The following is a 23,160-nucleotide window of genomic DNA, read 5'->3' on the forward strand; positions in this document are numbered from 1 at the left end:
AGGGTGGGGTAACGGCCCAAGTGGGTTCGCCGTACGGCCCGTTGTCGGTGGTGGCTCCTACTGTCGGTGGCACGAGGTCGGCGCCGGGTACGCCGGCCGGACGGAGGTGTGCCGTGTACCGGCAGGGAGACGTGTTGATCGTGCCGCTGGCGGAGGAGGCCGTGCCGTCGCACGTCGCGGCGGCGCCGCGGGAGCGGCGCGACGGGCGGGGGCGGCTGGTGCTGGCCCTGGGCGAGGTAACCGGTCACACCCACGCGGTGGTCGGGCCGGGTGAACTGGTGCGTGAGCAGGGGCCGTTCGGTCCCTTCCTGCTCCATCTGCCGCAGGGCGGCCGGGTGGTGCACGAGGAACACGGACCGATCGCCCTGCCGAAGGGCTGGTTCCGCGTGATCCGGCAGCGGGAGTACGTGCCGGGATCCGTACGGATCGTCGCGGACTGAGCACGGGCACGGAGACGGCAGGACGTAAAAGGCGCGAAGAGCGCGAAGAGCGCGAAGGAATGAGCGGGCGAACGATGGGTGCGGTGGTGGACGCGATGAGCACGACGGGCGGGACGGGCGTGGTCGACGGCGCGGACGGGGTCACGGACCCGGCCGCGGTGGAGACGGAGGCCGCCGGAGGTGCGGCGGTGTCGGGCAGCCGGGGGGCCGCCCGGCCCGCGGGCGGGCCCGGGAGCACGGCGGCGTGGCGGGCGTGCTCCGTGGACACCGCTCCCGCCGACCGGGCGGCCGCCGAGAGGGGTGTCAGGGCGGCCTACCGACAGGCAGGTCTTCCCGAACCGGAGCGGGTGCTCTGGGCCGGTTCGCCGCGCGAGGCGGTGACGCTCGTCCTGGGGACGGCCGACATCGGGCCGAGCGTCCGGGACGCGGTGCGGACCGCGCCCTGGGCCGGGGAACGGGCGCGGCTGTACTCCGAGTTGGGGGCGGCGGGCTGGTCGGCACACTGGTCCGCGACCGGCGGGAGACTCTGGGAGACCACGCGGTCACTGGTGGAGCGGATACGCCAGGGGGTGCTCGACGACCTGCTGGGCGCCGTCCCCGCCGCCGCGTCCTCCGACGGCACCGACGCCTCCGGGCGACGGGAGCGTTCCCGGGCGCGTTCCGAGATGACGCTGATCCTGCTGGACGCCGTGCTGGGGCAGCACGACGCGCCCTGGCTGGCCGCGTTCCCGACGGACCGGGGGCCGCTGGCGGGGCTGGGCGAGGTGGCCCGCAACGCGGGCTGGTGGTGGCCGTTCGCGAAGGTGGCCGTGGTGTGCGAACGCCCGAACGCCCTGCACCGCGACGAGGCGGGACGGTTGGACAACGGCGACGGCCCCGCCCTCTCGTACCCGGACGGCTTCGCGCTGTGCGCCTGGCGCGGCATGCCGGTCCCGGCCGCCTTCCTGGCCGAACTGGCCACGCTGACACCGGACCGGATCAGGGCAGAGGAGAACGCCGAACTGCGCCGGGTCATGCTGGAGCACTACGGCTACGACCGCTACCTCACGGACTCGGGCGCCCACCCCGTCGACCGCGACGAGACCGGAACGCTGTGGCGGATAGACCTGGACGGCGACGAGCCGGTGGTCATGGTGGAGGTGCTCAACTCCACGCCGGAGCCGGACGGCAGTGTCCGCAAGTACTGGCTGCGGGTGCCGCCCACGACGCGCACCGCGCGAGCGGGCGTCGCCTGGACCTTCGGGGTGTCGGAGCAGGCGTACCGGCCCCTGCGGGAGACGTGAGGGCCGGCGACCGGGCCGAGACGCACCGCGGCTGCCGGCACCCCCGGATCGGGGGCCGGCAGCCGCGGTGCGTACGTCTTCGCGAGCCGCGGTTACCGGTGTGCGGTCACGGGCGGTCGCGGGTTCCGCTCAGGCGTAGTAGTGGATGGTGCCGTGCAGTGCGGGCTCGCCGCCCTCGCAGTGCTGGACGAAGGTGGCCGCGAACGCCTTGACGGTGCCGTCGGCGTCCAGGCCCAGCTTCGTGACGGTCAGCTCCCCGGTCACCGCGTTGCAGCCCCGTCCGTCGCCGTCCACGTCGAGTCCCGCGGTGCCGGTGCTCGCGAACCGCTCGGCCTGGTAGGTGCGGCCGACCTCGAACTGTTCGCCGGTGGGCGGGGTGAGGGTCGCCGACCAGTCGTCCCGCTTGCCCGAGACCGCGTACCGGACACCGTCACCGTACGGACCGGCGGAGAAGGTGCTGGTCGAGCCGGTGTAGGTGGCCTTGCCGCCCGCCCCGATGTAGTCGCCGGCGTCGCTGGTGTAGGCGTAACTCAGGGGGTAGGCACGGTACTTGACGACTCCCTTGAGCGTGGGCGCGGTGGCGCTCTCGCATCGCTGGGTGTAGGTGGCGTCCAGCAGGGTGATCGCGCCGGTCGACGGATCCGTCTCGATCTGGTTGATCGAGAACTGACCGAAGACCTCGTTGCAGCCGCGCCCGCTGCCGGAGACGTCGAGTCCCGGCGAACGGCCGGTGCGGAGCGGGGCGCGTTCGGCGTTCCGGTAGACACCCGGGTGCAGTGTCTCGCCCTGCGGCGCCGCCAGCTCCACGTTCCACCAGTCGGTGTCGGTCGACACGGAGAGCTGGGCGTCGCCCACGTTGCCGCTGACGGTGACGGCAGCCGTCGCCGGCGTGTAGGAGAGCGTCTGCCCCTGGCCGACGTAGTCGCCCTCCGCACTGACCTGTTTGTACTTGGTGACCGCCTTCGGTGTCCCGCTCGCCGCGGCGGCAGGCTGGGCAAGCGCGGCGGTGAGACCCAGACCGATCACCAGACTCGCCAGCGCACCCGTCCAGGCCCGCCGAAGTCCCATGGATCTGCGCATGGATGCATCCCCCTTTGCGTAAGGGCCTCCCTCCCCCGAGGGCGCCCGATGCATCGTCGACTCGAAGCCCTGACGACAGCACGTTCACCGGCCGCCGCACGGGCCTCTTCAGTGTGCTGACAACTCCCTTGTTGCACAGGCCACTTACCGGACAGATCAAAAACCGGCTCCGTCCGGCCGCCCGAGCCGGGAACGGTCGACGCGACACCCGGGTGGAGCCGGAGTCACTCGACCGACGCGCCGGCGGTACGCGCGGCCGAGCGGCCGGCCGCCGTGTGCACGAGCGCGGAGAGGGCCGCGCCCGCCGCGTACCAGAGCAGATCGGGGGCGTTGAAGGTGGAGCCCAGGACGAGTCTCATCGCGACGCTCTCCCGCGCCAACTCCGCCGGGATCGGCGTGAGTTGGAACAGCTCCACCGCGGTGCTGAAGAGCAGTGCCACGCCGGCGGCCACCGGCGGCCGCACCCTGGGAGCGATCAGCACGACGAGGACGTACACCAGAACGGTGTAGAGCGCGTCGCCCGCGTACTTGGCGACCTCACCCGCCATCGCGACCCTGACCCCCACGCCGACGGCGACCGTGAAGACGGCCACCGCGCAGGCGACGGTCCGAGTACGCGCGACAGGCCCCATGCCGGAGACCCTATGCGCCCCTCCGCGCCCGCCGCACGGCGCCCCGACGAAGGCTCGACGGCCTCCGGCCGGCTCGGGCCCAAGAAAGCGCCTCGCGGAACGGGACGTGCGGGGGCGGGAGTTGGCCAGCGGGAAGTTCGGCATCCCTCCGGCCCCCGCGCAGGACACCGTCCGCGCCGTCCGGCCCCGGTCTCTTTCGCCGCGCGGTCGCCGGGGCGGGGAACACCCGGGGCCGCTCAGGGCCGGATGTTCTCCAGGTCGGCGAGGAGGCCGGCGTGCGTCGGCTGCCAGCCCAGGGCCTCGCGGGTGTGGGCGCCGGACGCGGGCTGGTCCATGGCGAAGATCGGGCCGAAGGGACCGAAGTTCTCCTGCGGGACCTCCTCGACGGGCAGCCCCAGCCGTCGGCCGACGACCGTCGCGATGTCCCGCACCCTGTCCCCCTCGTCGGCGACGGCGTGCCAGGACGTGCCGCCCGGCGCCGATTCGAGCGCCAGGCGGAACAGGACCGCCGCGTCGAGTGCGTGCACGGCGGGCCAGCGCTGGGTCCCGTCACCCGGGTATCCGGCCACCCCCGTACGGCGGGCCGCGTCGACCAGCAGACCGGCGAAGCCGCCCTCGCCCCGGTTGTGGACCGTGCGGGGCATGCGGACGGCCGTACTGCGCAGTCCGCGCGCCGCGAGGTCCAGCAGCGCCGTGACCGAACGGCCGCGACCGCCCACCGGTCCGTCCGTCGGCAGCGGGTCCGCCTCGGTGGAGGCGCGCCCCGGCACCCAGGGTGTGCCCGAGACCGTGACGATCGGGCGGTCGCTGCCCAGCAGTTCCCGCGCCAGCGCGTCGAGTGCCGCGCCCTCCTCCGCGATGGCCCGCGCGAGCGCGTCCTGGCTGCTGTAGTCGCGCCCGAAGGCGAGGCTGATCACGCCCTCGGAGCGCGCGGCGCCGGAGCGCAGGACATCGAGGTCCGTCAGGTCCCCCCGCAGCACCTCGGCCCCGGCCTCCGCAAGGGCATGTGCCGAGCGGTCCGAGCGGGCGAGCGCGAGAACGGTGTGTCCGTTGCCGAGAAGTTCGGCGACGACGGCCGAGCCGATGGTGCCCGTACCGCCGGTCACGAAGACGTGCATGATCTCTCCTCAAGTGATGGGACCTTTGTCCCATCACTCAATCTACACCGGATGACGGGACAACGGTCCCATCACCTATCCTGGCGGCATGGCCAGATGGCAACCAGACGCACGCATGCGACTCGTCGTCGCGGCCGTCGACCTGTTCACCGAGCAGGGATACGACGCGACGACGGTGACGCAGATCGCCGAACGTGCCGGCGTCACGAAGAGCACCTTCTTCCGGCACTTCTCCGACAAGCGCGAGCTGCTGGTGGCCGGCCAGGAGACGCTGAGCAGGCTGCTCGCCGACGGCATCGCCGAGGCTCCCGCGAACGCGACGCCGCTCCAGGCGGTGGCCGCCGGTCTCGAACGCGCGTCGAGCGCCATGGGACCGGCCAACCGCGAACTGGGCCCCCGCCTCAAGGCGGCCGTCGCGGCCAGCACGGAACTCCAGGAGCGCGACGCCCTCAAGAACGTCGGCCTCGCGGCCGCGATGACGACCGCGCTCGTCGCGCGCGGCGTGCCCGGACCGACGGCGCATCTCGCGGGCGAGCTGGGAGTCCTCGCCTTCAAGCGGGGTTACGCGCACTGGTCCGACAGCGGCGACGGCGACACGGCCGGGCTCGCGCCCCACGCGCTGGCGGCCCTGGAGGAGCTGCGCGCGGCAACAGCCACGCTGGGCTGACCGGTTGGCCCGAGCGGAACGGCCGCCTCTTCGCCGCACACCTCAACCGCCCGGCGCCGCGCCCTGGTTGCGCGCCGCCGCGGGTCCCCGGAACCTTCCCTCCCGCGACGCCGCCTCGCCCCGGATACTGGGCCCATGGGATACGCCGTCTTCATGACTCTGCCCGGACTGGTCATCGTGCTGACCGTCGTGGCCTTCGCGGACCAACTGCTCCTGCGCGCGGGGCGGGCGGGGATGCTGCCCTGGCGTAACGGCGCCCGGCAGGGGCAGATATCGGCCACCGGGTTCGAGCAACTGCACGCGAGCTTCTCCCCGGGCAAGCAGAGCGAGTTGAAGGAGCGGCAGTCCGCGCTCCTCCTGCGGGACGACGAGGAGGACGGGGCACCGCCGCACCGGACCACCGTGGACCTCGCGGGCGGCACCGCGGTCGTCCGGATGCCACCGGCGGGGCACAGGTAGCCCGCGGCACGCCGTTCGGGCGCTAGCCTGCTGCGTCGTGCAGAAGACACGTCTCGACACGGCAAGGATCCGTGCGGCGCGCGGAGTGATCGACCCGGTGTTCCTCGACACCCCGTTGTACCGCTGCGAGGCTCTGGAACCCGGCCTCGGGTGCGCGGTGAGCATCAAGCTCGAAACGGCGAACCCGGTGCGCAGCTTCAAGGCCCGGGGCACCGAGATCGTCGCGAGTGCGCTCGCCGAGGAGGGCTCCCGGGACGTGGTGTGCGCCAGCGCCGGCAATCTCGGCCAGGCCCTCGCCTGGTCCGGCCGCGGCCGGGGGCTTCACGTGACCGTCGTGGCGTCCCGCTTCGCGACCGCGGCCAAGCTGGACCGCATCCGGGCGCTGGGCGCCACGCTGGAGCTCGTGGACGGTGACCACGAGGCGGCTCGGGAGCGGGCGGCGGCCGTCGCACGGCACGACGGCGTCCGGCTGCTGGAGGACAGCCTGGACATCGAGACCTGCGAGGGCGCGGCGACCATCGGACTCGAACTGGCGGACGCGACGGCCCCGTTCGACGCCGTACTGATCGCGCTCGGCGGTGGTGCGCTGGCCACGGGCGTGGGTCACGTGATGCGGGCCATGGCTCCCGGGGTGGAAGTGATCTGCGTCCAGCCGTCGGGCGCACCGGCGATGACCCGCTCCTGGCGCGAGCGCCGCGTCGTCAGCACCGACTCCGCCGTCACCATCGCCGACGGTGTCGCGGGACGGCATCCCATCCCGGCCGTCCTCGACGACTTGCTGCTGGTCGCCGACGATGCCGTCCTGGTGCGGGAGAGGTCGATCGTCGAGGGCATGCGGATGCTCCACGACCACGCCGGCCTCGTCGTGGAACCCTCGGCGGCCCTGGGCGTCGCGGCGGTCCTGGAAGACCGGGACCGTTTCGCCGGCCGTCACGTCGTCACCATCGTGTGCGGCAGCAACGTCGACGCGCACGCCCACCGCCGATGGATGGGCGGCTCTCTCGACGGCGGACCGTGACACCGGGCCGCGGATCGTCCCCCGGCCGGGGCCCCGATTCCCTGCCCGCTGCCCCGGGATAGGGTGCGAGCACTTCGAGCGGTCGCGCTGTCCGGACCAGCAGCCGACAGGCAGCGGTGGCAGTGGCCTTCAACCTGGCCGCCGTACGCACGGGATGACGCTCGAAGGCCATCGGAAGCGGGCCGGCCACCGGACCGCGAGCAGAAACGGGGCGGGGATGTCCAGACACCGTTTGTCCAAGAGAGGCCGCTACATCGCGTGGGGGACCGCGGGTGCCGCGGTCCTCGCAGGTGCGGGGATCACCGCGCAGACGTCCATGGCGGCCACCAGCTGGCCCGCGCAGAAGACGTACACGGGCCGCGCGTTCGACACGTGCACGGCGCCGTCGCTCGCCGCGATGAAGGCATGGGGGACCACTTTCTACGGGGCCGCCGCCGTGTACGTCGGGGGCAAGAACCGCGGCTGCAACCAGCCCAACCTCACGGCGTCCTGGGTGAAGTCGGTCAGCGCCGCCGGCTGGAAGCTCATCCCCCTCTACGTCGGCGCCCAGCCGCCCTGCCAGACGAGCGCGAACCACGAGAGGTTCACCGCCTCCACCGCGGCCTCCGTGGGTGCCGCCAACGCGAAGGACGCCGTCGCGAAGGCCGCCGCGCTCGGCATGAAGCCCGGCAGCCCCGTCTACCTGGACATGGAGGCGTACGACATCACCAACAAGGCGTGCAACGACGCCGTCCTCACCTACGTGCGCTCCTTCAGCAAGACGCTCCGCGCGAAGACCTACCGCGGCGGCTACTACGGCTTCAGCAGCTCCAGCGCGAAGGCGATCGCCACAGCCACGAACCGCACGGATCTCCCGGGCAACCTCTGGTACGCCCTGTGGGACAAGAAGAACACCACGACCACGGACTGGCCCTGGGACAAGAAGCTGTACACCGACCACAGCCGCGCCCACCAGTACATGGTCAACAGCAAGGAGACCCGCGGCGGTTACACGATCACGGTCGACCGCGACGCCTGGGACGCGCCGGTCGCCATCGTCGGCTGACCAACAACACACGTATCAGCGGCACTTCGCGGTCCGACGGCGTCCACGACACCGGCTCGCGCCTGCTGGTGTCGCCGAGGAGAGCGGTCGAGGTCGAGCGGTCAAGCGGGCCTGACCAGGGGTTGTCTCCGCCGTGAGGGAACGGAGGGGCGTGCGCGGCTCGAATGGACTACGTGCCGAGCTGGCGTACGCCCCCTGCTGAGGCCGTCCGGTAGCCGGCTTTCCGCACCCGGCACGCCGGTCAGCGGGAGCATGGGGACATGGATCCGAATTCCGGATCGATGCGCAGTCCGATCGATCTGATGTCTGAATGGACGCACATGTACGTCGTCCTCCTGAAGGGGGACGTCGAAGAGGCAAGAGACTTGGAGTTGGTGGGCATCGCCCTTGAGGTGGCGGGGCGTTGCGGCAAGCCGGTGGTCGTCGATCTGTCCGGTGTCGGCTTCATGGGCGCGGATCTGCTCTACGAACTGTTCAAGCCGGGGCACTGCGGCAGGCCGCGCCCCTGGCTGTCCGGACCGCTGAGCGCCTACGTGGCCCGCACCTTCGAGGTGACCGGAACCGCGGCCGCCTTCCGGACCTTCCCCAGCCTGATGGAGGCGACAGTCGCCGCGTGGCCCTGACCCGGCACGGGACCCTGCGCGGCCGACTCGCCCCGACACCTCCCGCCCTCCCCGGACGAAATGAGCAAACCGCAGGTCGGGACGTCCGGTTCGGACCATGCTGTGGGGGTGATCGAGACCAACCGCACTGAACGCACGTCCGCCGTCAGCCTGTCCAAGGTGCGGGAGCGGGCCCCCGACCTGGTGAACCTCTACAAGTCAGCCGGCGCCGGTGTCCGCCGTCACGGACTGGAAGGGGTGCGCGCCGCGGTGTATCTCGTGCTGGACCGCTCGGGCTCCATGCGGCCGTACTACGCGGACGGCACCGTGCAGCACCTCGCCGAGCAAGTACTGACACTGTCCGCCCACCTCGACGACGACGGCACGGTACCGGTGATCTTCTTCTCCACCGACGTCGACGGATCCACCGATCTCAGGCTCGGCGGGCACCGAGGCCGCATCAACAAGTTGCACGAGAACCTGGGGCACATGGGGCGTACGAACTACCACTGGGCGATGGACGCGGTCATCGACCACTACATCGACTCCGGCAGTGACGCCCCCGCCCTGGTGATCTTCCAGACGGACGGTGGTCCCACCAGCCGGCCGGCCGCCGAACGCTACCTGTGCAAGTCCGCCCGTCTGCCGCTGTTCTGGCAGTTCATCGGCTTCGGTGACCCCGCCGACAACGAGTTCGCGTTCCTGCGCAAGCTCGACTCGCTCGCGGTTCCCGCTCACCGCGTCGTCGACAACGCCGGCTTCTTCCACGCCGGCCGCAGTCCGCTGGCCGTCGACGACGACGTGCTCTTCGACCGGCTTCTCCAGGAGTTCCCCGACTGGCTCGCCGCGGCCCGCACCGCGGGCATCGTGTAGCCGCGCGGCACGGGCCGGCCACGACGACGCGGTGCACAACAGCCGCTGCTCCGGGCCTCGTTCAGCCGGTCCTCGGCAGGCGGACGGCGTCGTCGGACCGCCCGCCGCCCCGGCCCCGCCGGTCGTGCTCCGCGCGCGCGGTCTCCAGCAGGACCCGCCAGGACGTGACCGTCGGCCTTCGCCGCAGCAGCCCGCGCCTCTCACGCTCCGTCATCCCTCCCCAAATGCCGTGCTCGATACGGCCGTCGAGAGCGTGCGACAGACACTCCGTGCGGACCGGGCAGCCGCCGCAGACCGCCTTCGCGCGATTCTGCGCCGCGCCCTCCACGAAAAGCTCGTCGGGATCGGCGGCACGGCAAGCCGCTCGTGTCGCCCAGTCGTCGCTGCCAGCGGTCATCCCCCAGTGCCGTCCTCTCCCTCGGCCCGCCCACCTTCGTACAAGGAGGCGATGGGCAGACCGTACGGCAGTCGGACGACAACGAAGATCCCTCCCCCTGAAGCAATCCCTTCGAGTGACAGGCCTGTTGACAGAAACGGGGCACGGAGTTCATCTCCAGTGCCCCGCCCCGCAACGTGGCCTGCTGCGGCGCCGGTTACGCCAGGGGGCTCCGCTCCTCCCTCAGTGGAGGACGTCGAAGACGTTCTTCTGGAGGCCGTTGGAGTACGCCTCGTGTTCCACGAGCCTGAGCCGCTGCGTGTCCTTGTCCGTGGCCGAGAACAGGCGCTTCCCCGCTCCGAGGAGCAGCGGGAAGACCAGGAGGTGGTAACGGTCGATCAGGCCGGCGTCCGACAGGGCGTGGTTCAGCCGCGCGCTGCCGTGGACGATGATCGGGCCGCCGTCGGTGTCCCTGAGCGCGGCGACGTCGTCGAGGGAGCGGAGGATGGTGGTGTCGCCCCAGTCGGAGACGAGTTCGTCCTCGGTGAGGGTGGTGGACACGACGTATTTCGGCAGCGTCCTGTAGTGGGCGAACTCCGCCATGTCCGGCCACACGGGACTGAACGCCTCGTAGCTCGCGCGGCCCAGCAGGACTGCCGTGGACTCCTCCTGCTCGCGTCCCTTGATCTCGAACGCCTCGGGCACGAAGGCGATGTCCTTGAACGTCCAGCCCGAGTTGCGGTAACCGGGCTCACCGCCGGGGGCCTCCACGACACCGTCGAGAGAGATGAAGGCGGTACTGATCACGGTGCGCATGGGGTGCTCTTCCTCTGTGGGTGTCGGACGGCCCTGGGCGCGTGTCGGGTAAGGGGGCACCACCACGGTGCGGGTCCGGGACACCGCGCCGCCGGACGCGATCCTCTTGCGGTGCCCGGCCGGACGGGTCCGCGGCGGCTCGCGCGAGGCCTCGTTCCGTACTCTACGTAGCCCGTGTGCGGCCGGGCCACGTCGGTTGTACGCGTCATGGATGTCTCCGGGAGACCGCGGATCACCCACACTCGCCCGCCTGTCGGCGCTCCGCCGTGCACCGTCCGTGGCGGGCCCGCCCATCAGTCGAGGGGCGACCCCGCCTTCCGCACGTGCAGTACGTGGCCGTCCAGGGGCAACGACGTCCGGCTCACCAGGGTCAGGCCCGCGTCGGTGAACAGGCGGCCGTAGTGGCCGACTTGACGTTCCTGCCCGCCGACGTTGCACATCATGTGCAGGTCCCAGGCCGTGGCCAGGGAGAACGAGCCGTCGGTGGGCAGCAGCCGTTCGACGACGAGCAGGTCGGCGCTGTCGGGCATCGCGCGGGCGCAGTGGCGCAGGATCTCGCGGCAGCGCTCGTCGTCCCAGTCGTGCAGGATCCGGGACAGGACGTAGACGTCGCCGTTGTCCGGCAGGTCCGCGAAGTCGCCCTCCACGAAGGCGCAGCGCGCGCCGTGGCCTGCCTGTTCGAGCCGGTGCCGGGCTGCTTCGACGGCGTGCGGGCGCTCCAACAGGACGCCGTGCAGGCGGGGATGCGCGTCGAGGAGACGGCCGAGGAGTTCTCCGTTGCCGCCCGCGACGTCGACGACCGTGGCGCCGTCGGGGGCCTCGGCGGCGCGGGTGAGTGCCGGGTGCAGCGGCAGCGGGTCGAACATGGCGGAACCGGCCGCCATGGACTGGTCGAAGAGTTCCGCCAGTTCGGGGTCCCGGGCGAAGTGGTCGAAGTGGTTCTCGCCGAAGACGTGCTCGAAGGCGACCTGCCCGGTGCGCACGGTGTGCCCGAGCCCGGCGAAGGACCGGTAGAAGGGGCCGCCGTACATCAGCGCCAACGCCCGCATCGAAACAGGGGCGTTCGTGCGCAGCAGCGCGCCCACCTCGGTGAGGCGGAAGCCGTCGTGTGCTTCGGTCACCGCGCCCAGCATCGTGAGATAGCGCAGCAGCGTCGCCAGGTTCCGAGGCTCGGCACCGGTGATTCGCGCCAACTCGGCCGGGTGGGTTCCTCGTTCGCCGTCCAGGGCGTCGGGTGCCCCGAGTTCGGTGAAGGCGGCGAGCGCCTGCGTCGTCCATGCTCCGGTCAGCAGGCGCAGGAGCGTTTCGGCGGGCTGTCGTGCGCGGTGCTCGTCGAGGTGGGCGGCCAGTACGTCGCGGTGGTCACCGGGGACGTACAGCTCGACCCTGCTGTATCCGGCCTTGGTGTCGGCCGGCAGGCCGAAGTAGAAGACCGTGCCGTTCTCGTGGGGGTTGTAGCCGCCGCCGTCGGGGACCGCCCCGTAGCGGGCGAAGGTCGCGCACAGCCCACGCAGCACCAGCGGGTCGGGGGCTGTGACGTCGAAGGCGACGTGTGCCTCGCTCTGCGACTCACGTTCCTGGGCGGCGATCGGGTCCAGCTCCGAGCCCGGGGCGACGGTCAGTGCGAACACCTCGACCATGCGCCGCGCGCCGTCACGTCCCTGTACCGGAGGGCGCAGGATACGGACGTCGAGGTCCGCCGCCGGCCGGCGGTACCGCAGGGCCAGCCGGTCGCGTACGACGACGCTCGGCCGCGCGGGCTCGACGACGGCGAGGCCGCAGTCGTCGAGTGTCGCGTTCAACTCGTCGTCGCCGGACGGGAAGACGAGCAGTGCCGCGTGGGAGAAGCGGCAGCGTTCCGCGAGAGCCCGCAGCTCCGGGCCGTCGACCCCGGGCAGCAGGAGCGGGAGCAGTGTGGCGGTGTCCTGCTCCTTCACGAAGTCGACCGTCCTGCGCAGGCGGGTCGTGTCGCCCGACAGAGTCGTGATCATCAGGGGAATCCTCATTCGGAGATGGGCAGTTCGAGTGGCGGGCAAGGTGGCGCGGAGGGGACGGCCGGGCGCGACCGGAGGGCCACGGGGACCGGCGGGACTCACACGCCGACGTAGTGCTCGGCGAACCAGTCCTGCCGACTGCGCGAGGTGCGCAGCGAGTTGATGCGGGAGCGCCGCAGGGCGGTCTGGAAAAGCGATTCGCCTTCCGGGCCCGACGCGCCCGGCGGGCCGTGCAGCAGCCCGATCATCCAGTGCGAGAACTCCTGCGCCCGCCAGATGTGCTCCAGGCACCGCGCGGAGTAGGCGTCGAGCCGCCCGGAGTCGCCGTGGACGAGGTCCGCGGCCAGGGCGGGAGCGAGGATCGACGCTTCCAGGACCGCGAGGTTGGCGCCCTTCGCCGCGGACGGGCTGATGAGGGCCGCGGCGTCTCCGGCCAGGAACAGCGAGCCGTGGCGCAGCGGTTCCAGCACGTCGGACTCCAGGTCGACGACGGCTCGCTGTACGACGCTGCCGCGGTGCAGCGGGCCGTACTCCTTCGCCCGCATCCGCAGGTCCAGTTCGTCCCAGATGCGGTCCTCGGACCACGCGTCCGCGGGTGTGCCGCGCTCGCACTGCACGTAGTAGCGGGTGATCTCGCTGGTCCGTGCCATGTGGCCGGCGAAGCCCCGCTCGTGCACCGCGTATCCGACCGCGTCGAGGCTGGGCGGCGCCTCGGCGAGCAGCCCGAGCCAGGTCACCCCGTGGTCGCAGTGGTGCCGGCGCACCGAGCCGGGCGGCAACGATCGCCGGGCCGCGCCGTGGCGCCCGTCGCATCCGGCCACGTACCGGGCCCGCCAGCGGCCCGGCCGGCCGTCGGCCTCGCGCACTGTCACCGAGGGCCGGTCGGTCTCGGTGTCGTGGACGGCCACTGCCTCGGTACCGAAGCGGACGCGCCCGCCGACGTCCAGGAATCGCTTCAACAGGTCGGTGACAAGCTCCTGTTGGGGATACACGGTGTGCCGCTCGCCCAGCCCGAGTTCGCTGTACTCCAGCCGGAACCTGCCGTCCGCGGTGCGGAACTCGCAAGTGCTGTGGGGCTGTCCGCGTCGGCGCAACCCGTCCGCCAGGCCGTGCTCCTCCAGAATCCGTACGGTGTTGGCCGCGAGGAATCCGGCGCGTGCCCGCGTCTCGACATGCGCGCGTTCGGCACGCTCCAGAATGACGCAGTCGATCCCGCTGTCCTGTAGGAGGTTGCCGAGCACGAGCCCGGCCGGTCCGGCGCCGAGAACGACCACATCGGCCGCTCCGCAGTTCTGCCCTTCAGTCACGAGATGGGATGGTAGGTGAAGACAAGTGACGGATCGGACAAGAATCACCTGAATGCCCGGAACCATGGAGGCACGCAGTCCACACCTGCCACGACGTGCCGATATCGCCCTGCCGGACGGCGGAAGTTCCGTCACCCTCGGGGCGCCGGGGCCGAGTCCCGAGGTGCGGCCGTGCCGTCACGTGACGTCGGGCGGCTCCCGGTCCGGTCTCGCGAACACCCGCGGCGCGGCGTCCCGTCGGGGCGACGCCGCCAACTCCCCTCCGGCGATGGGATGCTGCACTCATGACCGAGGAAGCAGCCGCGGATCGCATCGTCGAGGAAGAGCTCGACCGTGCCCAACGGCGGCCGTCGAGGCCGCTGCTGTTCCTCGACGTCGACGGGCCGCTCAATCCCTACGCGGCGCAGCCGGAGAGACGGCCCGCGGGTTGGCCAACGCTCAGGATTCCCCGACCCGATGCCGTGTTCGGTGAACTTCGGGGAAACAGAAGGCACTTGCGCCTCTGGCTCTACCCGGACCACGGACAGCCACTCCTGCGCCTCGGCTACGAACTCTGCTGGGCCACGACGTGGATGGCGGAGGCCAACCGGACGATCGCCCCGGTGCTGGGTCTCCCGGACCTGCCTTTCGTCGACTTCGGCGGCGCGCTGCTCCGGGAGCGTCCGGACGGAGTCCACTGGAAGACCGGCCCGCTCGTGGACTTCGCGGCCGGTCGGCCCTTCGCCTGGGTGGACGACGAGCAGAGCGAACTCGATCACGCGTACGTGAACGCCCACCACGACGGTCCCTGGCTGCTGCATCACGTCAACCCCCGCATCGGACTGCGCGAGAACGACTTCCTCGCCCTCGCCGACTTCGCCGCCTCCCCCGCGGTCCGGCAGGGCCTGGGCACCGGCGGGACCCCGCGTTCCACCCGCTGAGGCCGGACGCCGAGGGCGGACACCGATCCCGGCGCGCCTGGCGCTCGGCACACGGGCCGTCGACCGCACGACTCCTTCACAACGGCTCGACCGGGCCCGCCCGCCACTCCGCCACCATGCCCCGGCCGGCAACTCCCGCAGCCCGTCACGGTCCCGGGCCCGCCTGCGCTCCCACGGTTCCTGAACCGCCGTCGAAGGATCCGTGGCCGCATCCTGCCGGCGAGGGCGCGTGCCCCTGCCGGAACACCCGCCGACCGATCCGGCCTCCCCGTTCTCCGGCCGAACGAGTGGTCTCCCCCGGACACGGAGGGGGAGGGACCTGCCCCGAAGGATCCCGATGGTGATGTTGCGTCCGCAATCCGAGACCTGGAAGAGGTGGCCCGACGTGCGACGCACCCACTACCGCCGACTGTTCGCCGCGACGCTGTTCGCGGCGTCCGTACTGGCCCCGACCATCGTGGTTCCCGCCCCGAGTGTGCACGCCGCGGCCATGGACCGCCGCCACCACCACGACCACTGCCCGCCGGACGGCCTCGGCCCCGAGCTGACCGCCCGCCTCGACAAGACGATCAGGGACGTACGACGGCAGGCCGGAATTCCGGGTGTCGTCGCCGGGGTGTGGATGGAGGGCAAGGGGTGTTACGTCCGTGCCACCGGCGTCGCCAACACGGCCACCCGCGAGCCGATGGCCGCCGACTCCTACGTCCGGATCGGCAGCGAGACCAAGACCTTCACCGCCACCGCGTTGCTGGAACTCGTCGACGAGAAGCGGATCGGGCTCGACGACCCGATCTCCGCCTACGTCCGCGGCGTTCCGAACGGTGACCGGATCACGCTGCGCCAACTCGCCGAGATGCGCAGCGGGTTGTTCCCGTACAGCGCCGACGCGGACTTCGAGCACGACCTGCTCAGCGACCCGATGCGGACGTTCACCCCGCGGGAGCTGCTCGCCTACGGCTACAAGCACAAGAACGTCTCCGCGCCGGGCAAGCAGTTCCTGTACAACAATTCCAACTTCGTCCTGCTCGGGCTGGTGATCGAGAAGGTCAGCGGCCGGCCGCTCGCCGACTTCATCCACGAGCGCGTGCTGCGCCCGGCCCATCTGCGCCACACGCTCTTCCCGAAGGGCAGCGAGTTCCCGCAGCCGCACCCCCAGGGCTACACCAACCAGACACTGACCGGCGCGACCGCGGACTCCACCGACTGGAACCCGAGTTGGGCCTGGGCGGCCGGGGCGATGATCTCCAACCTGGAGGACCTGCACCACTGGGCGCGGTCGGTCGCCACGGGACAACTGCTCAGCCCCGCGACGCAGGCGCAGCGGCTCAGGACACTGCCGACCGGCTTTCCCGGCACCACCTACGGACTCGGCATCCTCAAGACCAACGGGTGGATCGGACACAACGGTTCCATCCCGGGCTACGAGACCGTGACCGTCTACCTTCCCTCGAAGAAGGCGACCCTGGTGCTCATGATCAACACGGACTCGACGACGCAGGGCCAGGAACCGTCCACGCTCCTCGCCAGGGCCATCACCCAGGTCATCACCCCGAAGAACGTCTACGACGGCTCGGCGACCGCTCCCCCGGCGTAACAGGCGTTGCAAAGACCCGAGTTGACGAACCTCCGCCCGGCGACGTCCTACGGACACACCGCCGGGCGGAGGTTCGGCGCGTCTCCCCCGTGTTCCCTCGGAGCGCTGCGCTCACGTGGGGTTTCGACTACCGCTCCTGGTCACCGTCAGGTGTTCCGTACCAGCGCCACTCCGTGCGGCGCGGACGACCGGTGAGTTCCCCTCGGCCGGTGGCCCAGAGGAGGGTCGGCCACCGTTCGGTGTCGGTCGGGGCGTCGGGAAAGAGCCGGACCAGTACGCGGTCGCAGAGGTCGGCCGGCGGTGTCCAGTCGACACCGAGGCCCGCGGCGACGTCGTGGGTGTGCACCAGCGTCTCGACGACGCCCATCGCGGCGAACCCCTCGGGGTCGGCCCGGCCGAAGATGTGGTGTGCCCGGACGGTGGGCGCCTTGGTACTCACGATCGCCGTCAGCAACGCCCCGCAGGCGTCCAGCACTTGCAGCAGACCGGCGGGGCCCGCCTCGCGGTCCGCGAAGACGGCGTTCGCCGGACCGCCCGGTCTCTTGCGGCTCCACGCGAACGGGACATCCGTGTCCGACGGCGGGCTCGCCGGGCCCAGTTGGGCCGCGTAGGAGAACAGGTCGTCGGCGAGATGCTCGACCGTCTCCCAGCAGTCCCACTCCAGGGACCCGGCCTTCACGGTCCAGTCCGCGCCGCTCGCCCCGCGCAACGCGGTGAGCGCCAGGCGGACGGCCAGTTCCACATCGGCCGCAGCGACCGGACTGCTCGGGCCGCTCGATGATTCCCGTACCTGGTTGTCCGTCATGCCGGGACCGTATCAACGATCATCAGAGGCGAGGCCGCCGAGGGACGCGGCTTCCGGTAGCGCGGCCGGACTCCTCCGTCCGGCCGGCGCTCAGCGGGTCTCGCTCCCGGCCGTCCCGTCGCGCTCGGGCTGCCACAGCTCGACGCGGTTGCCCTCGGGATCGGTGACCCAGCCGAACCGGCCGACGCCCGCCACGTCCTGTGTCTCCTCAGCCACGTCCGCACCCCTGACGCGGAGTTGGGCGAGCATGGCATCGAGGTCACGGACACGGAAGTTGAGCATGGTCTGCTGGGCGCGCGCTCCGAGGTAGTCGGTGTCGGACTCGAACGCCGCGAGCACCGTCGGCCCGGCCTCCTGAAGCCACAGTCCGTTGTCGTCCGCGTCCAGCCCGAGGCAGTCGCGGTACCAAGCCGTCAGGGCCGCGGGGTCGGCCGCCCGCACGAAGTACCCGCCGATTCCCAGCACACGTTCCATGCGCCCATCCTGTCATCCGGAGGCGCGCGGCGACGGGCCTTCAACCGCCGGTCCGCCGTGAGCGGATCGGCTCCGTCCGGCCGGGCCGTCCGGTTCGCGCCGTCAGCCCTCCGGCTCGGCGTCGAGCGCGTTCAGCCCGGTGATGAGCGGCCAGAAGATGTCGTCCACGATCGTGCGGATCCGCTCGGGAGGGATCGGCCGCAGGGTCATGAGGATGTCGTGGCGCACCAGTTGGAAGGGCAGTTCCAGGATGGCCTGCGGGATCCTCGTACGGTCCAACTCGCCTCTTTCATGGGCGCGTTGGAACACCACATCGGAACGAGCCGGGCTCTTGGCGGTCAGGGCGACGCGGACGTCCTCCGGGGTGAGACCGGCGCTGTCGTGGAGACCCGCGAACGTCGCCCCCGCGATCGTGGCGAGTTCAAGCCGCCCGGCGTTGACGTTCTGGAGCAGCGCGACCATGTCGTCGCGCAGGTTGCCGGTGTCCGGGATCTCGACCGGGTGGCTGTCGCCGTAGTGGCGGATCGCCGCGAGCACGAGGGCGTTCTTGTTCGCCCAGCGGCGGTAGAGGACGGCGACCCCGGTCGCCGCGCGGTCAGCGACCGACTCCATCGTCAGCTTCGCGAAACCGGCCTCAGCCAGTTCCTCCCAGGCCGCGGTGAGGAGGGCGTGTTCGAGTTCGGCCCCTCTGCGTCGGCGCCTGACGACGTGGGGGGCCGTCGTTGCCGTGGGCGCGGCGTGCTCGCTCGTCATGCCTCCAGGATAAGAGAGCCTTGCATTCCTTCGCCAGGACGTCCTACGCTCGCAGTAAGGAATGGATTCGACTCTTAATGGAGGGGTGCGATGTCCGGGGACAGGAGCGCGAACGGGGCGCGCGGTGCCGGAGGGGCGGCACCGGCCAGAGCACCGGCCCCCGACAAGGTCGATCCGCAGGTACTGAGGACCGCGCTGATCCTGGTCGTCGGGGCCCTGGCTGTCGTCTTCGACACGACGATCGTCAGCGTCGCGCTGCACGAGCTGGCCGTCGGCCTCCACACCTCGGTCTCGACGATCCAGTGGGTGAGCACCGGCTACATGCTGGCCCTCGGCGTGGCGGTTCCGCTCAGCACCTGGGCGCTGGCCCGCTTCGGCGGCAAGCGTGTGTGGATGGCCGCCCTCACGGTCTTCCTCGTGGGCTCCGTCGGATCGAGCCTCGCGTGGAACGCCGGCTCACTCATCGGCTGGCGTGTCGTGCAGGGCCTCGGCGGAGGGTTGATGCTGCCGGTGATGACGACGCTCATCATGCAGGCGGCGGGCGGCCGGGCACTGGGGCGTACGACGACCTGGGTCGCGCTGCCCGCGCTGTTCGGGCCGATCCTCGGACCGCTCGTCGGCGGCGCGATCATCACCGACCTCAACTGGCGTTTCATGTTCTGGGTGAACGTACCGTTCTGCGTGGCCGGGCTGATCCTCGCGGGCCGCCACCTCGCCGACGACGCACCCCCGGCCCCCTCGGCCGGCGCCACGCGGCCCAGGCTCGACGTGCGTGGACTCGCACTGCTCGCTCCCGGCATCGCAGCGGTGATCCTCGGCCTCTCCAACGCCGGCTCCGCCGACGGGTTCGGGCACACCGACGTCGTCGCACCCCTCACCGTCGGTGTCGTCCTCCTCGTCGCGTTCACCCGCTACGCACTGCGCCACCGCGACCCGCTCGTGGACGTACGGCTGCTCACCGCGCGCTCGGTCGGCTCGTCGTCCTCCGTGCTGTTCCTGTCGGGCTTCTCCCTGTACGGGGCGATGCTTCTGCTGCCGCTGTACTACCAGGAGGTCCGCGGCGTGAGCGCGCTGAGCGCCGGGCTGATGCTCGTCCCGCAGGGGGTGGGCACCCTGGTCAGCCGGCAGATCGTCGGGCCGCTCACCGACCGCGTCGGAGCGCGGTCGATCGCTGTCGTCGGGTTTCTCGTCGTCGCGGCGGCCACCGTGCCGTTCTCCTTCGTCGATGCGGCGAGCGACGGCCGGTTGCTCGCGCTGTGGCTGCTGATCCGCGGTATCGGGCTCGGCGCCGTGACCATGCCGGTCATGACCGCAGCGTACGTAGGACTCGATCGCTCCCAGATCCCGCACTCAAGCGTGCTGACACGCACCACGCAGCAGATCGGCGGCTCGTTCGGCACCGCCGTGCTCGCGGTCGTGCTCGAACGGTCGGTCTCCGGCACCGGCGAGGGCGCGCTCGTGTCCGGCTTCCATACCGCGTTCTGGTGGGCGACGGGCTTCTCGCTCGTCGCGACGGCCCTGTGCGTGTGGCTGCCGGGGCGGGCACAGGTACACGCCGCCGCGGCGAGGGCCGCCGCTCCCCCGGCTCCCCCTGCTCCGGTCGAGGTCACCGAAGTGAAGTAGGGCCCCGTGGTTGGTTGTTGGAGCGGCCCGCCCGCTCCCTTCGGGTCACCAGCCGCCGGTCGGCAGGCGGCAGGCGGCAGGCGGCAGGCGGCAGGCGGTGCATGGCTGCCGACCGGCGCCGATCACCGCGCACTCTCAACCCGAGTGGAGCACGCGGAAGTTGTCGGGAGCAGCGGGATCGCGGCCGACGACCTGGACCGGCGCCCACACCCACTGCCGAACGCCGATTCCCGAAGCGGAGGTGAACTCGATCCGCCCACGGGTGCCTTCGACCGCCGCACGCGACCAGAACCCCGCATCCCCCGCCCCGCACGCTCCGGAGGAGCGCAGCGCTTCGGCGAGGACCATGACGGTGTCGTGGCCCTCGAAAGCGACGAAGGAGGGTGCCGTGCCCAGCCGTTCACGCAAGGCCCGTTCCACTTGGACACCAAGGGGGCCGAAGCATTCGGGCAGATAACGCAGGAACGGGACCGCGGCACCGTACTCGCCCAGCGAGGACGCCCACTCGGCGAACTCCGGCTGCCCCGCCGGAGCACCGATCAACACGTCGGCAAGGCGCGGGTCCCGGCGGACGGACCTGACGATCGACACCGCCGGCTCCGGATGGCCGACGAGCAGCAGGAGGGCTGTCGCGCCGCTCTCGACGAGTCGGTCGCACAGGGCCGTTGGCGCGAGCGTCGCAGCGTCCAGTTCGACGACGCTGCCACCGCGCGGAAGGAGGTGGTCCCGCAGGACTCGGATCCCGGACGACCAGTAGACACTCGGAGCGACTGCCACGGCTGTGCGACGATGCCCGGCGGCGAGGAGGAAGTCGGCGTAGATCCGCCAGCCGTGGGACTGCGCGGGAGCGATGCGAGCGACCAGGTCCCTCGGCCGGTCGGTGAGGGCGTCGAGCACCGCCGACGAGCAGAGGAAGGGCAGACCGAGAGCGTCCGCCCTGGCGGCGACGGCGCGGGCCACGACGCTGTGGTACTCCCCCGCCACCGCGACCACACCCCGCTGGGCCAGTTCGTCCACGGCCGCAACGGCTCCGGCCGGATCGGCGGCCGTGTCCCTGACCACCAGTTCCAGCGGCCTTCCGGCCACCCCACCCGACTTGTTGACCTCGTGGACGGCCAACTCCAAACCGGCCAGCAGGTGTTGTCCGGCCTCGACCCAGCCGGGTCGGGACAACGGCACGAGGACGCCGATGCCCATCCCGGCTCCGCCGCTGACGGGTACACCGTCCAGACCCCTCGACTCGTCCGACTCACCCGGCGTGCTCGATCCGCCCGGTGCGTTCGGTGCATTCGGTGCATTCGGTGCGCCCAACTCGCCCTCTCTCCTCACCCTGTCGGCCTCTCCGACCGTCCGACTCATCAGGCATCCGACTGTCAGGCGCCGAGGTGACAACGGTCTTGTCCGCCGCACCGGGTGACAGCACCAGCCAGAAAGCTCGTCCAGTTCGCAGAACGGTACGTGGTGGCCGATCAGTTGGGCGAAGGGTCCTGGGGTGTCCCCGCGCGTCAGGCCGCACGTCCCGTGGGTCGGTTCTCGAAGGTCGATCGGGCGACGGCGAGAAACGCCGACACACTCGGGCGCCCCTGCGACCTGTGTGACCAGGTCATCGTGACCTCCGTCTGCGAGAAGCCCCCGGTCAGTGGCATCGCGGCCACTTCGCCGCGTGCCGCGGGACCGGCCGCCGCGGTCTCGGGAAGCAGGACGCAGCCCATCCCGGCCGCCGCGCACTGGGCCAGTGCCGCGATGCTCGCGACCTGCGTGTCGACGAACGGCCCGTCCTGTCCCAGGGATTGGATCAGGCTGTCGAGCATCTCCCTGAAGCCACACCCTTGAGGAGTGGCGAGGAAGGGCTCCCAGCGCAGGTCGTGCCCGTCGACTTGGGCGTGTGCGGCGAGGCGGTGTCCGACAGGAGTGACCACCATGAGCCGCTCGGGGGCGAGAGCTTCACTCGTGAGGAGCTTGTCCACGGGTGCCGTGCCGAAGGTCAGCGCGACGTCGATCTCCCCGCGCCGGACCGCGTCGTAGAGCTCGCCGCGACCGCCCTCGCGCACCGTCACCCCTACGCGCGGGGAGAGTTCGCGGTAGCGGGCGAGGACGGCGGGCAGTCGGTGGGCGCACAGGGTCTCCAGGCCGCCGACGGTGAGCACGCCGCCGGGCTCCTCGGACTCTTCCGCCACGGCGAGCCGTGCTTCCCTTGCGAGGACGAGGAGTTGGTCCGCGTACTCGACCAGGCGCTCGCCCGCGGGTGTCAGCGACAGCCTGCGGCGGGAGCGGTCGAAGAGCTTGGTGGCGAGTTCGGACTCCAGGGCCTGGATCTGCTCGGTGACGCTCGACTGGGCGTAGTTGAGTTCCGAGGCCGCACGCGTGAAGTTGAGCGTGCGTGCCACGGCCCGGAACGTCCGCAGGTGACGCAGTTCCACTGCTCCCGCCCTTCTGGTCGGCGCTGCCGATGGTCGCCCACGCAGCCGCCGACTGCCGCAACCGGCCGCGCGCTGCGAGGATTTCAGCCGGCACCCTCCGCGCACAACCGAGCTTGGTGCGCGCGGTGTTCCCCGCCCCGGGACCTCGGAGCCGCGGGAGCGGCGCACGGAAGCCGGCCAGGGCGGTGCTTCACCGCCTACCCCGCCGGGTTCCGTGCGCCGCACAGCCGCAGCGCGCTCTCCCGGCACAGCCGCTCCGCCTCCTCGGCGGTGAGACGTCCCGCCGTGACCTGTTCCGCCGCGGTGTGCATGAGCCCGAAGACGGCCGCGGTCAGCCAGGACGCCGGATGAGCGGGGGTGAACTCCCCTGTTTCCTGGCCCCGTTGGACGAGTCGTTCGAGTCGCGGGGGCACGACGTCGTGCGGGTCCGGATCGGGCCGCGGGATGCGGGTCGTGCCCGGGTTCAGCAGGATCGGGTAGCGGTCGAGGAACCGCCAGCCCGCGGCGAGGAACCTGGTGAGCGCCTCGACCGGCGGCGCCGTGTCGAGGCCGGCCTCGTCGAGCAGTGCGTCGTACTCGGCGGCGGCCGTCTCGACGAGGGCGGAGAGCAGGGTCTCGCGTGAGGAGAAGTGCGCGTAGACGGTCTGGCGGGTGACACCGGCCGCCGCGGCGATCTCCTCCATGCTCGCGTCCGGCCGCTCACCGAGGACGACGCGGGTCGCGTCGAGGATCGCGTCGATGCTGCGCCGGGCGTCGGACCGGCGACGCCTGCGTGGCGGTGCGGCGGCAGCGCCGGCGGCGGGGGTGACGGCATCGCGCGAGTCGGGCATGCCGTGACGGTATGCGCTCGGCCGCAACCTT

At 71.5% G+C, this 23,160-nt stretch carries 24 protein-coding genes; 11 read left to right on the top strand and 13 right to left on the bottom strand.

Annotation, left to right across the window (positions count from 1 at the left end):
- The first annotated feature begins 113 nt into the window (after positions 1–113).
- Entirely contained in the window at positions 114–440 is a 327-nt protein-coding gene (locus tag ACFZA0_RS06960) for a hypothetical protein (RefSeq protein WP_391012581.1), read from the top strand.
- A 59-nt stretch (positions 441–499) separates the two neighbouring features.
- The gene (locus ACFZA0_RS06965; RefSeq protein ID WP_391012583.1) at positions 500–1,723 is read left to right on the top strand and encodes a DUF6745 domain-containing protein; all 1,224 of its coding nucleotides are present in this window, start codon (positions 500–502) and stop codon (positions 1,721–1,723) included.
- Positions 1,724–1,852: 129 nt separating this feature from the next.
- Here the strand turns inward: ACFZA0_RS06965 and ACFZA0_RS06970 are convergent, their stop codons facing one another.
- From ACFZA0_RS06970 to ACFZA0_RS06980, 3 genes are all read right to left on the bottom strand, one after another.
- Positions 1,853–2,803, bottom strand: coding sequence for a hypothetical protein (locus ACFZA0_RS06970; protein WP_391012586.1), 951 nt, complete (start codon positions 2,801–2,803; stop codon positions 1,853–1,855).
- A 224-nt stretch (positions 2,804–3,027) separates the two neighbouring features.
- Complete coding sequence (locus ACFZA0_RS06975) at positions 3,028–3,435, bottom strand: DUF2809 domain-containing protein (RefSeq protein WP_391012588.1); 408 nt, start codon at positions 3,433–3,435, stop codon at positions 3,028–3,030.
- A gap of 236 nt (positions 3,436–3,671) precedes the next feature.
- The gene (locus ACFZA0_RS06980; RefSeq protein WP_391012590.1) at positions 3,672–4,553 is read right to left on the bottom strand and encodes an NAD-dependent epimerase/dehydratase family protein; all 882 of its coding nucleotides are present in this window, start codon (positions 4,551–4,553) and stop codon (positions 3,672–3,674) included.
- Between the two features lie 88 nt (positions 4,554–4,641).
- Between ACFZA0_RS06980 and ACFZA0_RS06985 the strand changes: the two genes are divergently transcribed.
- The 6 genes from ACFZA0_RS06985 (at position 4,642) to ACFZA0_RS07010 (ending at position 9,217) form a co-directional block, all read left to right on the top strand.
- The gene (locus ACFZA0_RS06985; RefSeq protein ID WP_391012593.1) at positions 4,642–5,220 is read left to right on the top strand and encodes a TetR family transcriptional regulator; all 579 of its coding nucleotides are present in this window, start codon (positions 4,642–4,644) and stop codon (positions 5,218–5,220) included.
- Positions 5,221–5,355: 135 nt separating this feature from the next.
- Positions 5,356–5,679 carry a DUF6191 domain-containing protein gene (locus ACFZA0_RS06990; RefSeq protein WP_391012595.1) on the top strand — a complete coding sequence of 108 codons (324 nt, stop codon included), beginning with the start codon at positions 5,356–5,358 and terminating at the stop codon, positions 5,677–5,679.
- 37 nt (positions 5,680–5,716) lie between these two features.
- The gene (locus ACFZA0_RS06995; protein ID WP_391012598.1) at positions 5,717–6,697 is read left to right on the top strand and encodes a pyridoxal-phosphate dependent enzyme; all 981 of its coding nucleotides are present in this window, start codon (positions 5,717–5,719) and stop codon (positions 6,695–6,697) included.
- A gap of 217 nt (positions 6,698–6,914) precedes the next feature.
- A complete protein-coding gene (locus ACFZA0_RS07000; protein WP_391012601.1) occupies positions 6,915–7,742 on the top strand; it encodes a glycoside hydrolase domain-containing protein in 828 nt (275 codons plus the stop codon).
- A gap of 302 nt (positions 7,743–8,044) precedes the next feature.
- Positions 8,045–8,365, top strand: coding sequence for a hypothetical protein (locus tag ACFZA0_RS07005; RefSeq protein ID WP_391012603.1), 321 nt, complete (start codon positions 8,045–8,047; stop codon positions 8,363–8,365).
- A 60-nt stretch (positions 8,366–8,425) separates the two neighbouring features.
- Positions 8,426–9,217, top strand: a complete 792-nt coding sequence (locus ACFZA0_RS07010; protein ID WP_391012606.1) for a VWA domain-containing protein — start codon at positions 8,426–8,428, stop codon at positions 9,215–9,217.
- Positions 9,218–9,278: 61 nt separating this feature from the next.
- On the opposite strand, the gene ACFZA0_RS07015 is transcribed toward ACFZA0_RS07010, so the two are convergent.
- The 4 genes from ACFZA0_RS07015 to ACFZA0_RS07030 form a co-directional block, all read right to left on the bottom strand.
- Entirely contained in the window at positions 9,279–9,614 is a 336-nt protein-coding gene (locus ACFZA0_RS07015) for a WhiB family transcriptional regulator (RefSeq protein WP_391012609.1), read from the bottom strand.
- A 222-nt stretch (positions 9,615–9,836) separates the two neighbouring features.
- Positions 9,837–10,409 carry a dihydrofolate reductase family protein gene (locus tag ACFZA0_RS07020; RefSeq protein WP_391012611.1) on the bottom strand — a complete coding sequence of 191 codons (573 nt, stop codon included), beginning with the start codon at positions 10,407–10,409 and terminating at the stop codon, positions 9,837–9,839.
- Between the two features lie 293 nt (positions 10,410–10,702).
- Positions 10,703–12,400: a methyltransferase gene (locus tag ACFZA0_RS07025; RefSeq protein ID WP_391012613.1), complete on the bottom strand. Its 1,698-nt coding sequence runs from the start codon at positions 12,398–12,400 to the stop codon at positions 10,703–10,705.
- A gap of 101 nt (positions 12,401–12,501) precedes the next feature.
- On the bottom strand, positions 12,502–13,677 hold the full coding sequence (locus ACFZA0_RS07030) for a 4-hydroxybenzoate 3-monooxygenase (RefSeq protein WP_391013523.1): 1,176 nt from the start codon (positions 13,675–13,677) through the stop codon (positions 12,502–12,504).
- Positions 13,678–13,994: 317 nt separating this feature from the next.
- Here ACFZA0_RS07030 and ACFZA0_RS07035 point away from each other — a divergent pair, with 317 nt between their 5' ends.
- Both ACFZA0_RS07035 and ACFZA0_RS07040 read left to right on the top strand, forming a co-directional pair.
- Positions 13,995–14,630 (top strand): hypothetical protein, encoded by a 636-nt coding sequence (locus tag ACFZA0_RS07035; RefSeq protein ID WP_391012615.1) that lies wholly within the window; start codon positions 13,995–13,997, stop codon positions 14,628–14,630.
- A gap of 385 nt (positions 14,631–15,015) precedes the next feature.
- A complete protein-coding gene (locus tag ACFZA0_RS07040; RefSeq protein ID WP_391012618.1) occupies positions 15,016–16,224 on the top strand; it encodes a serine hydrolase in 1,209 nt (402 codons plus the stop codon).
- 127 nt (positions 16,225–16,351) lie between these two features.
- Here the strand turns inward: ACFZA0_RS07040 and ACFZA0_RS07045 are convergent, their stop codons facing one another.
- The 3 genes from ACFZA0_RS07045 to ACFZA0_RS07055 form a co-directional block, all read right to left on the bottom strand.
- Positions 16,352–17,029, bottom strand: coding sequence for a hypothetical protein (locus ACFZA0_RS07045; protein WP_391012621.1), 678 nt, complete (start codon positions 17,027–17,029; stop codon positions 16,352–16,354).
- Positions 17,030–17,119: 90 nt separating this feature from the next.
- Positions 17,120–17,503, bottom strand: a complete 384-nt coding sequence (locus tag ACFZA0_RS07050) for a VOC family protein (protein ID WP_391012624.1) — start codon at positions 17,501–17,503, stop codon at positions 17,120–17,122.
- Positions 17,504–17,605: 102 nt separating this feature from the next.
- Positions 17,606–18,256 carry a TetR/AcrR family transcriptional regulator C-terminal ligand-binding domain-containing protein gene (locus ACFZA0_RS07055; protein ID WP_391012627.1) on the bottom strand — a complete coding sequence of 217 codons (651 nt, stop codon included), beginning with the start codon at positions 18,254–18,256 and terminating at the stop codon, positions 17,606–17,608.
- Positions 18,257–18,346: 90 nt separating this feature from the next.
- Between ACFZA0_RS07055 and ACFZA0_RS07060 the strand changes: the two genes are divergently transcribed.
- Positions 18,347–19,879: a DHA2 family efflux MFS transporter permease subunit gene (locus ACFZA0_RS07060; protein WP_391012630.1), complete on the top strand. Its 1,533-nt coding sequence runs from the start codon at positions 18,347–18,349 to the stop codon at positions 19,877–19,879.
- Between the two features lie 135 nt (positions 19,880–20,014).
- Here ACFZA0_RS07060 and ACFZA0_RS07065 read toward each other — a convergent pair whose 3' ends face one another.
- From ACFZA0_RS07065 to ACFZA0_RS07075, 3 genes are all read right to left on the bottom strand, one after another.
- A complete protein-coding gene (locus tag ACFZA0_RS07065; RefSeq protein ID WP_391012633.1) occupies positions 20,015–21,076 on the bottom strand; it encodes an ABC transporter substrate-binding protein in 1,062 nt (353 codons plus the stop codon).
- A gap of 308 nt (positions 21,077–21,384) precedes the next feature.
- Positions 21,385–22,299: a LysR substrate-binding domain-containing protein gene (locus tag ACFZA0_RS07070; RefSeq protein ID WP_391012637.1), complete on the bottom strand. Its 915-nt coding sequence runs from the start codon at positions 22,297–22,299 to the stop codon at positions 21,385–21,387.
- Positions 22,300–22,496: 197 nt separating this feature from the next.
- The gene (locus ACFZA0_RS07075; protein ID WP_391012640.1) at positions 22,497–23,129 is read right to left on the bottom strand and encodes a TetR family transcriptional regulator; all 633 of its coding nucleotides are present in this window, start codon (positions 23,127–23,129) and stop codon (positions 22,497–22,499) included.
- Positions 23,130–23,160 lie beyond the last annotated feature (31 nt).

The organism is Streptomyces sp. NPDC008150 (assembly GCF_042956945.1).
Taxonomy (GTDB): domain Bacteria; phylum Actinomycetota; class Actinomycetes; order Streptomycetales; family Streptomycetaceae; genus Streptomyces.